The sequence below is a fragment of the Legionella tunisiensis genome, assembly GCF_000308315.1.
Classification (GTDB): domain Bacteria; phylum Pseudomonadota; class Gammaproteobacteria; order Legionellales; family Legionellaceae; genus Tatlockia; species Tatlockia tunisiensis.
Genome location: NZ_CALJ01000146.1, coordinates 1 through 10,639 on the forward strand (window position 1 = coordinate 1; position 10,639 = coordinate 10,639).

Consider the following 10,639-nt stretch of genomic DNA (forward strand, 5'->3'; position numbering starts at 1 on the left):
CCATACTAATTGCTGCTGGTATAGGGCTTTTATTGTTGCGTGGATTATTCGGTAGGCGTTCATAGCAAAAGGTTCTTTGCTCCGAGCGCCTGCAAGGATTATTTTTTAAGCCAGTCAGTTTTGCTGAATTTTCATCCATTTTTTATAAAGCCTTTGCCAGGCTTCCCGATGATTGGGAGTATTCCAGTCGTAGCCAATTAATAGCCAATCAGTATCTTCTGGATTAAATCCAAGGTTCTTGATGTAATTGGCATCACAGATAAAAAATTGGTTTCGATAAGGCAATAAAAAACCACCATTTATTTGCAGATGGGCTTTTGCTTCGAGGTAACTGGCAAACCATTTATTCAGAAATCCACCTTGAATAAAAGGTAATTGGCATTTTAAATCTTCCCAGCATTTGAACCCTTTTTCTAGCGCAATCACTGCGAGAGCATGCTTGCGTTGTATTCTTGCTGGTAGTTCAGTGAGAGAAAATGGAGCTAATTCAGGTAAGCGTTGAAAACGCTTTACTGCCTGTTGGCTCGTACTCATGTCTTGGGAATGTAATGACTTGAGTAGTATGGATGCTTGGATTTTACATTCATTGACACGAAAGGATTTATGAGGCTTATTCATTTTTACACCTTCTGTTTATTGCCAGAAACCCACAATCCAGCTGAACAAAAGGTTAAACGAATAATAAGATTCGATAACTGACGTTTGGGGGTGAGATCCTCTTTCGTGGGTATAGGCGCCCCTTTTGAGCCTGGGGCAGATCGTAATTTATTGGACAATCTTTGTAAATAGGGAATCTTAACAGTATTTCTTAAATTATGAAAGGAATGATTTTATAAGGAACAAGCGCACAATAATTACTCCAATCGTGACCATATTTTTCAGCGCAACGTTTATCATCACGAAAGGCACGGTCGATGAGGAGAATTGTCAGGAAACAAACGTAAAAGTAAGGGGCGAAGTGGGTAAAAAGGGCGGGAACAGACCAAAAAAGGCGCTGGCCAGTTCTGGGATATAATGAAAATGCCTTGCAAGACCCCACCATCCTGAGGCAAGCAGTAAGGTTTTCTTAGTATTGCCTTCGCTGGTTTTATAATGGGCGGGTAAAATTAAGGGTTTTTTGCCCCATATTTTGCAATGACCTTCCGATTCTCTTACTCGTATCCGTTGTTTGTCAGCAAGGTAATTGATAATGATGCTGGCTGCCCCCAAGCTTAAAATGAGTGTTACCCATCCAAAATTTAAATGAATTGGGTGGAGTACAAGATACATACTTGGTGAGGTGTAGATACAAGGAACCCAGACCAGGCAACCCCAGCAAATATAAAAGCCGGCTCGATCATGCATGATATCCAGTGAGCGTAAATATCCTGTTTCCCAAAGAAAGAATTTTGCTATATATAAGAATTGTAATGAGACAGAAATGAGCATTGAATTCGCTAATCCACTCAATTCTGCTTGTTTGGCACAATAAGAGATAAGAAATAATCCCCAACTCATCATGCCAAAACGACAAGTGATAAATTGTTTAATATGCCAACCAAGAATTTGTGGGTATAGCTCCGTTCCCCAATAGTAATCAAATAAAATATTATTGCTGGTACTTGTATCAGTTGATGAAGGATAAAATCGCCCTTTAACATACAAGAAGACACAGAAAAGAAGGCTGAAAAGGTTAAGAGCGCCTAGAATACTGCCCAGATTGTCATACAGTATGGTTGCAGAAAATAAGTTCAGGCCAAACGTAGCAAAACAAAACGTTGTAATCGTAGTGACGAAGGCTAAAACGCCATTCGCTTTATAGATCGGGATATTTCCCTTTGGTGTAAGAGGCCCATGAAACGGTTTTCCGGGTAGAAACGCATTAAACAGCTTCAAAGCGATAAAGCAGCCAATGATTACCCAGGCGGTACCTGAACCCAAATAAGGTCTCCATACGTCATAGATGGTTTGTACCAATCCTTTTTGAGTCATTATATTCCATAACGCCGCTAAGGAACCTGCTAACTCAGTATTGGTATACCACATCAACATGACAAAGGGAGGGCACAGTAGAATAAGCAAAGGAGGTCCAGACAGATTTCTAAGATTAAGCCACACTATTTATGTCCTTATATATCGGGTACTAAATCTTTAAGACTGAGAGTAACATTAAAACATAATTTCTGAATCCATTGCTTTCTTAATGTAGTTGTTATTTCTATGTTAAGCTCGGCAATGCTAAAAATATGAGTAAAGCAATGATTAGAGTAGGGCAGTTTAATAAATTAAAGGTAATCAAATCAGTCGCGTTTGGTGTTTACCTGGATGGTGGTAGTTGGGGTGAAATTTTATTGCCTAATAAAGTCGTGCCACAAGATACTAAAGTGAATGATGTTGTAGATGCATTTATCTATTTCGATTCGGAAGATAAGATTATTGCCACAACCTTGCCGCCTCGTGCCAAAGTAGGCAGTTTTGCCTTTTTAAAAGTGATTGATGTTAATCGGATAGGCGCTTTTCTTGATTGGGGGTTGGATAAAGATTTGTTGGTTCCGCGGCCTGAACAACGTCGTCCGATGGAAAAAGATAAATCCTACCTTGTTTATGTGAAGCAAGATAATGAAGGACGTATTATTGCCAGTTCTAAAATCGATCATTTTCTGGATAAATTACCAGCTCGTTACAAACCTGGCGAGGAAGTGAATCTACTGATTGCTGAAACTACTCCTTTAGGTACCAAAGTCATTATTAACGATAGTCACTGGGGTTTAATACACTCAGGGGATATCTTTCAGGTTTTGAGTTATGGAAAAAATACGAGGCTATATAAAAACAATAAGAGAAGATGGAAAGATTGATGTGGTCTTAAGAAAAACTGGACAGGATAGCATCCAGGAGTTGGCACAGCGCATCATGGTGCAATTACAAAAGAAAGGTGGATTTTTACCATTGCATGATAAAAGCTCACCTCTTGAGATCCAACGTGCATTCAGCGAGAGTAAAAAAGCTTTAAGAGTGCAATAGGCCAACTCTATAAACAAGGCATAATTAACATCGAGTCGGATGGTATTCGTCTGCAGGATAAAGAGAAACGTGAATAAAATAAAATCAGGTGATGTATATTCCTCACATTATTCTGAACATATTTTCGTGTTATCTCAGGCGTAGCGAGCAATCCTCCAGAAATAAGTTCTGTATTAAGCCCAGAGATTTTTCACTGCGTTCGAAATGACGTTGCTACAATCAGGATTTAGGATAATAAATCTGAAAAGGTCTTGTTTGTTTGTTAATTATAGCAAATTCCGTTAATTTATGCGGCTGGATTGAGCTTTTACTGATAATGTCGAGAACTTTGATCTTTCTTATAATTGCTGCATCGGCGATAAGTGAGCGATGACAGCGCCAGGGTAAAGCCTCAGCACACATGATCACAACGGTGTTATTTTTGATTAGATCATGTAATTCTTTAAGTCCTTCATAAAATGATATGGTTTGCATGTAATCAGCATAACTACGAAAGCTTGCATTCCGCCAACCAGTATTGATGGAAGTTGGCGAACCTTTTCTTAAGCCCCCTAATTTGGATAAATGAGTATAAGCAATATTTTCCTTCGCAAGAGAGGCAGACAAATCCTCCTTGTTAAACCAGGGGACGTGGCGAGATTTTGGTACAGTACGAACGTCAACCAAGTGATTAATATGGTAGAAATGCAGGATCTCTATAAATTCTTGCAGGGGATGAGTTGAATGTCCAATGGTATAAAGATGAGGCATACAATTTTCGAAAACAAGGATTTAACTTAATCATGGTTGAAAATTTTTATTGTTCAAGGCAAGGGAGATAAGCCTCTAATTTTAAATTGATCATTGATCCGATACCGAAGTAAACTTGCTCTATCCGCACAAGACGTTAAATAAATTATGTTATCGATTAAAAACCATCTTCTTGTACATCGATATTCCTATGAGTTTTTTAAACTGTCACTGAATTTGAGAAAAAATTACGAAACATCGCTGTTTTTTGGGGAAAACAAATCTCTGCGTATGTTCGTCAATGGCGCACTGGTTAGCCCCAATCTGTTTAATCTTTATTATTTAATTACTTTGGTTCGTCAAGGCTTAATTCTTACGGCCCACACTGATAAAAAATTAGAGGATTATGTTTCTTTTTCGCGTGCTAATTTTAGCCCCTTAATTAAATCCTGGTGTGATTGGTGTTCGATTGTGAATGGTTATGGTTCTTTTCTAATCGAGGTTATTAATGATTATCTCGCGAATGATCCTGATGCTAGTACAATGTCGAAATTAAAATTATTTAAGTATAAAGCATTGATTCATTTTGATTATTTAAAAATCATGTTGCCGAAAGAAAGCTATTTTTCAAATCAGCCACCACGCGAGCCGGCTGATTTATTCCCTGTTTTTGAGCAAACCAATTCACCGCTGCTCAAAAAGCTTTTGAAAACACTTACTCGTTCCTATAATACATTCCAGGCAGTAGAGCATCGATGGTGTCCATTTCTACATATAAAGCGCATTGCGTCAGCTCCTACAGTGCCAGATAGATATAGTTTCTATTTAAATTGTTTGGGCTATAATGATTTAATCCGAGCTGGAGAGATACTTGCTCATTTCAAACATCTCAAATGCAATCAGTGTGCGGAACAAATTAATCGTTTTTTAGGAAATAATTCAAAAAACGGCTGAAAAAGATAAACTCGCACTGCATACAGAAGAATTTTTTGCTCTTGTATGTAAACTTTCCCGTAAAAAATAGCGTTAATGCTGGCTCATATGGTTTAATTTTAGGTTAATCATTTTGTGATAATATTTTGCGGTCAAATCAACTGAATAAGGTCTTAAGAGATGACTTTTGTTTATAAAATTTTAACCGTTGAAGAGTGGAACGCTTTCGAAGAAAGCGGTAGTTTTGAAGGCTCTGTAAATGATAAGAAAGATGGATTTATCCATTTAACTTTCGAACATCAATATCCTGCAATTCTCGAAAAATTCTTTAAGGGAATTAATGAGGTCGTTTTAGTTGAGATTGACAGTAGATTATTGGAAAAAGATACTTTGAAAATAGAAGCTAATAAACCTGGCGGAGAGAAATATCCTCATCTGTATAGTATTCTTTACATGAAAGCAGTTACTTCTCATAGGGAATTATCGCTTCCCGAGGAACCAAGAGCCGCTTTTCAGATCTAAAGGTTGCTATTCTTACTATTCCCAGCTGAGGAAGTTCGGTTTTTTGACTGAGGCATTCACTCGGCTATATTCTAACTATTTATTGCCATTTCCATAAAATTTTGAGCATGCTTAATAAATATATCCCCTTGGCAGACGCTTATCTGACGGCGTTTCGAAATAAGCAGTATGATGATTCTTTAGTAGAAAAAATCGATAAAATAATAGACGAACCCTTAGAGGGAATAAGCTTAATTGAAGCGTTGTTAGCTCAGACAAATAATCTTACAGAATTGGCTTGTATCGCAGCGGGGCCTTTGGAAGATTTTTTATAAAAAATTATGAGGTTCCTTGGGAATCTTTCGATAAATTATTGCGAACTAATAACAAAATGAGGCAGGCTCTAACAGGCGTTTGGATAAGTGAAAATACGAAAGCGAGAATGGTTCTGGATAAATTGCTGCATAAATATCATTTAAGATATGCTTCATTGTAGGCGTGGTTTGGCGAAGTAAGTTATGGAGCGAAGACAATAAGGAGAAGGCTTTGTTAAGGTTATTGCGGTATGTTCAGTACTTGAGTCAAACAAGAGGTTGGTAATCAACTTTTTTCCACATACAATTCTTTAAAGCCTTTGAAAAATAATTTTGCTGAACAGAACACAAGGATACGTGAATTTACATGAAAAAAATCTGAGTGCGTTGAGTTTATTATGGATTGCAATGACCAGTATGATTGGCTCAGGTTGGTTATTTGGTTCTTTGTATTCTGCTCATTTTGCTGGTCCGGCAGCAATTATCGCTTGGCCTCTTGCTGGTTTTTTACTGTTATTTGTTGCCTTGGCTTATGCTGAAATAGGAACAATGTTTCCCCGAGCTGACACACTGGCTTGTTTACCTTTATATACTCATGGCCGCCTCACTAGTGTGATGATAAACAGTTTAGCCTGGTTTTCCCTGGCCATTTTACCGGTGATTGAGACTCAGGGGGTTATCCAGTACGCCAGTAATTATATTCCAGGATTAATAACTCATCAGGGCATACTCTATACCAATACGCCATTGGGTTATTTATTTGCACTGTTGTTGCTAATGAGTTTTGTTTTATTTAATTATTTCGGGATTGGCATATTCGCACGAATTAATGCCACTTTTACTATCTGGAAAATAGTAATCCCAATCCTGACAGTCATTAGTTTGCTAACTATGAGTTATCACGCGAATAATTTCTTCCAATATGGTGGTTTCATGCCTTACGGTTGGCAGGGTATTATGGCGGCTATGTCGAATGGAGGTATACTCTTTTCATTGTTGGGATTTCGGCAAGTCATTATTATGATGGGCGAAATTGAACAACCAGGAAAATACGTTCCCCTCATTTTGATGGGCTCGTTATTGGTGACAACTTTGCTTTATACAAGCTTGCAATGGTCATTTATAGGCAGCGTCAGTGAGCATGATCTTAGCGAGGGATGGGGCTAAGTTATCCTTTACAGGTGATGCTGGTCCTTTTGCTGCGTTGGCCGCTCTGGCAGGGATGATATGGCTTAGTACTTTATTATATGCTGATGCTTTTGTATCACCTTATTCAACAGGCTTCGTTTATTCGACTACGGCAGCTCATATGCTAGCGAGCATGGATTCAGTCGCTTATATACCGAAAATTTTCACTAAAAGAATAAACATCAGGTTCCTTGGGTGAGTTTGTGTGTGAATTTTTTATTGGCTGCGACGATGTCTATCGTGTTACGCGGTTGGCAAGAAATGTCGGCTTTTTTAGTAGCAATATTAATGGTTAGTTATGCTGTAGGGCCTCTTTGTCTTATATGTTTGCGTAAACAATTGCCTGATTATAAAAGACCCTTCCGTTTACCTTGTAGTGGTTTTATTGCATTTATTGGTTTCTATGTCTGTACTGTAGGTGTTTATTGGTCTGGTTTTCATAGTGTACGAAAATTATTAGTAGTCACGTTTCTTGTCCTGGTATTTTCCTGTCTTTATTGTTTTATAAAAAAATGCATCGAGATCTTGATGGGAAACAATCGCTTTGGTTTTTATTTTACCTTCTAGGATTGGGAATTTTTCTTATTACGGCAATTATGGTGGGAAACAGTTCATGCCTCAATATTGGGATTTATTGTATTTATTATTATTTAGTCTAATTATTTAGTTTCGCTTTTATCTAGAAACCCAGTAGTTATACGCATCAATTGGTTGTAGAGAGTTTGTAAAGGTTAAATCTGACATGATGCTACCATACATGTTTTGATACATCTTAAACTAAGTTCGATTTCTTTATCCAAAACCACATCAAATTTGGCTTTCATTATAACCAAATTTAGCAATAGGTATTACTATTTTAAACTTCACCATGTGGTTTATTTTTGTCGTACATGATTAATTTAAATGCAAAATTAAAATCAAACTCTATACTTAATGGTGTATGAATAAATACCAATGAAAAACAAGGAGGATATCATGAGTACGCATTCTATGTCCTTATCAAGGCTATTGGGTGCAGTAGTAATCGGAACCATCTTAGCGTTTGGCTTATTGTATACATCGAGCGTTAGTGCGGCCAATGGATGCGGATTTGGCTATCATATGACCGCTTTTGGCCGATGCGTGCCCAATAGTCCTGGTCCTAATGCAACCCCGGCTCCTGGGCGCCCAGATTGTTGGTATAATGCAGCTGGCCAACTGCGTTGCTGGAGATAATTTAAAGCTTACACTGTAAAACAAGCAGATTGTTTATAGCGCAATCTGCTTGCTATCTGCTGTGGTATTGAATTGAATAATCATCAAAATGGAGCGCTTGTAAATTGCAAATAAAGCGATATGATTTGATCAAATTTCTTCATATTAGGTTTAAAAATGCAAATAGAACGCTTATATAACAAAGTAGCCAAAACCTATAATCAAGACATCAGTGGCAAAGTTCTTGATGAAGCGAAACAGAGAGCTGTTGATTTGGTTCTTACCCAAAATCGTTCATTCAACTCAATCCTTGCGCTGGGCATGGGTGATGGTACCGATATACTTCCATACACAGAGCATTACCCTAACGCAAATTTACAGGGTCTGGATATTTCTGAAAAAATGCTGGAAAGGGCAAAAGAGCTTCTCAAGTGCATAACTTATCATGGGGATATTACTAAGGCATCCACTATTATCAAAAAACGAGACTTTGATTTTATTCTCGCCCATTTTGTGTCTGCCTATGTTCCTCTTCCTTTGATTCTTGCTGAGTGTAGAAAATTAATTGCTGGGGGAGGATTAATTTCAATAGTGACCAATACGATGGACTCGTTTCCTGTTGCTCAGTCTTTATTGCCTGTACTCGAGGAATCTCCCAATCCTTTTAACAAACTGGTTGCATACCATATAAAGAAAACGCTAAAGAAAGTGTATGTTCCACAAGATTTAAACCATTTACAGAACATGATTGAAGCCAGTGGATTCAAGCTTAAAACATTGGAGGAAAAAAAGATTCAAATTTCTCTTAAAACAGAAAAAGATGTTTTTGATTTTTTTATCCATGGTGGTTGGTTTGTCAGTGGCTTTATGCATCCACTCTTACCACATAAGCTAATGAGTAGAGTTTGTCAGCAACTGATTCATAAAAATTTTTCTATGCCTTATGAAGATAGTATGAAGATTGCTTTTGCTATTGTTGAGTAAGAACGATCAATGATGCAAAATAGATTAAATCGATCAGCAGGAGCCAAAGATGAATCTACCCAAGCGCATTTTTATTATTGGCCATTCAGGTGCCGGAAAAGGGGTGTTGGCACAGGCTTTGGCTGATAAACTTGGTTGGCAATTTATTGATGCGGATTTTGGATTGGCGCCCTCTATTGGCCGTAATTTGACTGACATTCTTGGTAGCAAAGGCGAAGACACGTTTCATCATTGTATGACGGAGATTCTGACTCATCAACAACATCAGGACTATATCGTTGTAACGACCGATGATAGTATTGTTTGTAGTAAGAAAAGCAGGGAATTACTTGCTGCCGAATTTACTGTTTACCTGAAAGTAAATATTTCCGTGCAACTTGAAAGAATTTCTCATAATCGCCCACTTTTACCAAATCCAGATTACAAAGCCTTTTTAAATAAGCTTCGCCAGGAGCGCGATCATCTCTATGAAGACGTTGCAGCTTTTTCCTTAAGCTCTGATAGCGGTGCGTTGGATGAGCATGTGTTGAATGTCATCAACGCTATGAACAAGTAAGCGTTATAAGGAATTAAATATCAGATAGCTTTTTACGGTTTTTGTATGCCTTCAAAAAAGAAAGTTGTGTCGCCTGAGCAGAATCAATCTCTTGATTCATTGCAGGTTTTTGCTTTTCAACCAGAAGAAAATTTTTATTCTTACTCCTTCGATGAGCGTTTAAGGATAGTGGAGGAGCGAATTCTTCTTGCGAAAAGATACTTGGCTAAAAAGGAAGAGGGGAACACTAGCAAACAATCCACGTTATTTTGGGCTAAAAGTAAACTGGAGGCTTTCAAAGGCACGCGAAGTGGAAACGGTACCAAGCAGGCAGCACAACCTCCTACGGCCATTTTTGTGGCGCCTGAATATCTATTTAAAAATCTTTTTGAATTTTGTTACAAAAGATATTGTACGCAAGAGCAGAAGAACGAATTCAAAAGACGATTACAAGTGCTTTCAGTGGATACTAATATGCTAATTGTTCCAGGAACAATGTGTTGGTACAAGAAAGACGATTCTGATCACGAAAACTATTATCGCAATGCCGCTTATTTTTTCTATCGTGGTAACATTCAGAAATACAAAAAAGAAATCCACATACGAACTATGATTTTGATTATACTAACGAGGGATTTCTAAATATGATGGATTTACGACGAGTTTATTTTAAATCAGGTCAACGCGATACACTGGTTAAAAATTATTTTGGCCTTAAGATTGGTATTGAGATTTGTTTTGATTCTGTCCGCGGTGAATTATTTGATTTTGTTAAAACAAATCAAATTTCCATCGATGTACAACTTATTATTGCAGATGGCGCCAAAAAACCGGTTCTTGTCAGGCAAGAGGGAGTGCTTTTTATTAAGGTGGAAAAAAATCCTCAGGAAACGCAAATAGGTACCCTAATTCAGGTTGATAATAAGCGAGTAGGGTTAAAACCGGCTATTGCTGGCAGACTTGAAGAAGAAAACGATCTGACTTGGGTTCAATTTAAATAGCAATCACGGAATACAATATACTGCCTTTCTCTATGTGTTCGAATAACCCAATTGAGGGCTAGGCTCACACTACTTATAGCTTCTTACAGTAAGGTAAAACAGCTCTGGGAAAATTGCTTGCTTTGTAGATTGGTTGCTAAGTTCAACCTTGCTTGGTGAGATGTCATATAATTAAGAAAACCATCAATCCCGGACTTACTATGAAAGAGGTCGATGAGCTTATCGATGCTATAATTGAAGCCCTTAACCCCCTCAAT

The 10,639-nt window shown here is 37.8% G+C and carries 11 protein-coding genes and 3 pseudogenes; 11 read left to right on the plus strand and 3 right to left on the minus strand.

From position 1 onward, the window contains the following. Positions 1-114 precede the first annotated feature (114 nt). Positions 115-618, minus strand: coding sequence for a hypothetical protein (locus BN58_RS09400; RefSeq protein WP_019216596.1), 504 nt, complete (start codon positions 616-618; stop codon positions 115-117). Between the two features lie 190 nt (positions 619-808). Then, positions 809-2,031: pseudogene (locus BN58_RS23760) on the minus strand (7-dehydrocholesterol reductase). A gap of 194 nt (positions 2,032-2,225) precedes the next feature. Here BN58_RS23760 and BN58_RS23765 point away from each other — a divergent pair. Together BN58_RS23765 and BN58_RS33645 are read left to right on the plus strand one after the other, a co-directional pair. Then, positions 2,226-2,837, plus strand: a complete 612-nt coding sequence (locus BN58_RS23765) for a CvfB family protein (RefSeq protein ID WP_232220488.1) — start codon at positions 2,226-2,228, stop codon at positions 2,835-2,837. 55 nt (positions 2,838-2,892) lie between these two features. Next, positions 2,893-3,080: pseudogene (locus BN58_RS33645) on the plus strand (hypothetical protein). Positions 3,081-3,222: 142 nt separating this feature from the next. On the opposite strand, the gene BN58_RS09415 reads toward BN58_RS33645, so the two are convergent. Beyond that, positions 3,223-3,753: a DUF488 domain-containing protein gene (locus tag BN58_RS09415; RefSeq protein WP_019216598.1), complete on the minus strand. Its 531-nt coding sequence runs from the start codon at positions 3,751-3,753 to the stop codon at positions 3,223-3,225. Positions 3,754-4,023: 270 nt separating this feature from the next. Here BN58_RS09415 and BN58_RS09420 point away from each other — a divergent pair, with 270 nt between their 5' ends. The 9 genes and pseudogenes from BN58_RS09420 to BN58_RS30775 all read left to right on the plus strand — a co-directional run bounded on the left by BN58_RS09420 (position 4,024) and on the right by BN58_RS30775 (position 10,382). Beyond that, positions 4,024-4,686 carry a hypothetical protein gene (locus BN58_RS09420; RefSeq protein WP_019216599.1) on the plus strand — a complete coding sequence of 221 codons (663 nt, stop codon included), beginning with the start codon at positions 4,024-4,026 and terminating at the stop codon, positions 4,684-4,686. A gap of 159 nt (positions 4,687-4,845) precedes the next feature. Beyond that, the gene (locus BN58_RS09425; protein ID WP_019216600.1) at positions 4,846-5,187 is read left to right on the plus strand and encodes a DUF952 domain-containing protein; all 342 of its coding nucleotides are present in this window, start codon (positions 4,846-4,848) and stop codon (positions 5,185-5,187) included. 128 nt (positions 5,188-5,315) lie between these two features. Continuing rightward, the gene (locus BN58_RS09430) at positions 5,316-5,501 is read left to right on the plus strand and encodes a hypothetical protein (RefSeq protein WP_156812456.1); all 186 of its coding nucleotides are present in this window, start codon (positions 5,316-5,318) and stop codon (positions 5,499-5,501) included. A 387-nt stretch (positions 5,502-5,888) separates the two neighbouring features. Further along, a pseudogene (locus BN58_RS36965) lies at positions 5,889-7,332 on the plus strand (APC family permease); the annotation flags it as partial. 311 nt (positions 7,333-7,643) lie between these two features. Then, positions 7,644-7,883 (plus strand): GCG_CRPN prefix-to-repeats domain-containing protein, encoded by a 240-nt coding sequence (locus tag BN58_RS09440; protein WP_019216603.1) that lies wholly within the window; start codon positions 7,644-7,646, stop codon positions 7,881-7,883. 156 nt (positions 7,884-8,039) lie between these two features. Beyond that, on the plus strand, positions 8,040-8,846 hold the full coding sequence (locus tag BN58_RS09445; RefSeq protein ID WP_019216604.1) for a class I SAM-dependent DNA methyltransferase: 807 nt from the start codon (positions 8,040-8,042) through the stop codon (positions 8,844-8,846). A 49-nt stretch (positions 8,847-8,895) separates the two neighbouring features. Next, positions 8,896-9,402, plus strand: coding sequence for a shikimate kinase (locus BN58_RS23775; RefSeq protein ID WP_019216605.1), 507 nt, complete (start codon positions 8,896-8,898; stop codon positions 9,400-9,402). A 45-nt stretch (positions 9,403-9,447) separates the two neighbouring features. Continuing rightward, positions 9,448-10,023: a hypothetical protein gene (locus tag BN58_RS30770; protein ID WP_019216606.1), complete on the plus strand. Its 576-nt coding sequence runs from the start codon at positions 9,448-9,450 to the stop codon at positions 10,021-10,023. A gap of 2 nt (positions 10,024-10,025) precedes the next feature. Further along, a complete protein-coding gene (locus BN58_RS30775; protein WP_019216607.1) occupies positions 10,026-10,382 on the plus strand; it encodes a hypothetical protein in 357 nt (118 codons plus the stop codon). Positions 10,383-10,639: the final 257 nt, after the last annotated feature.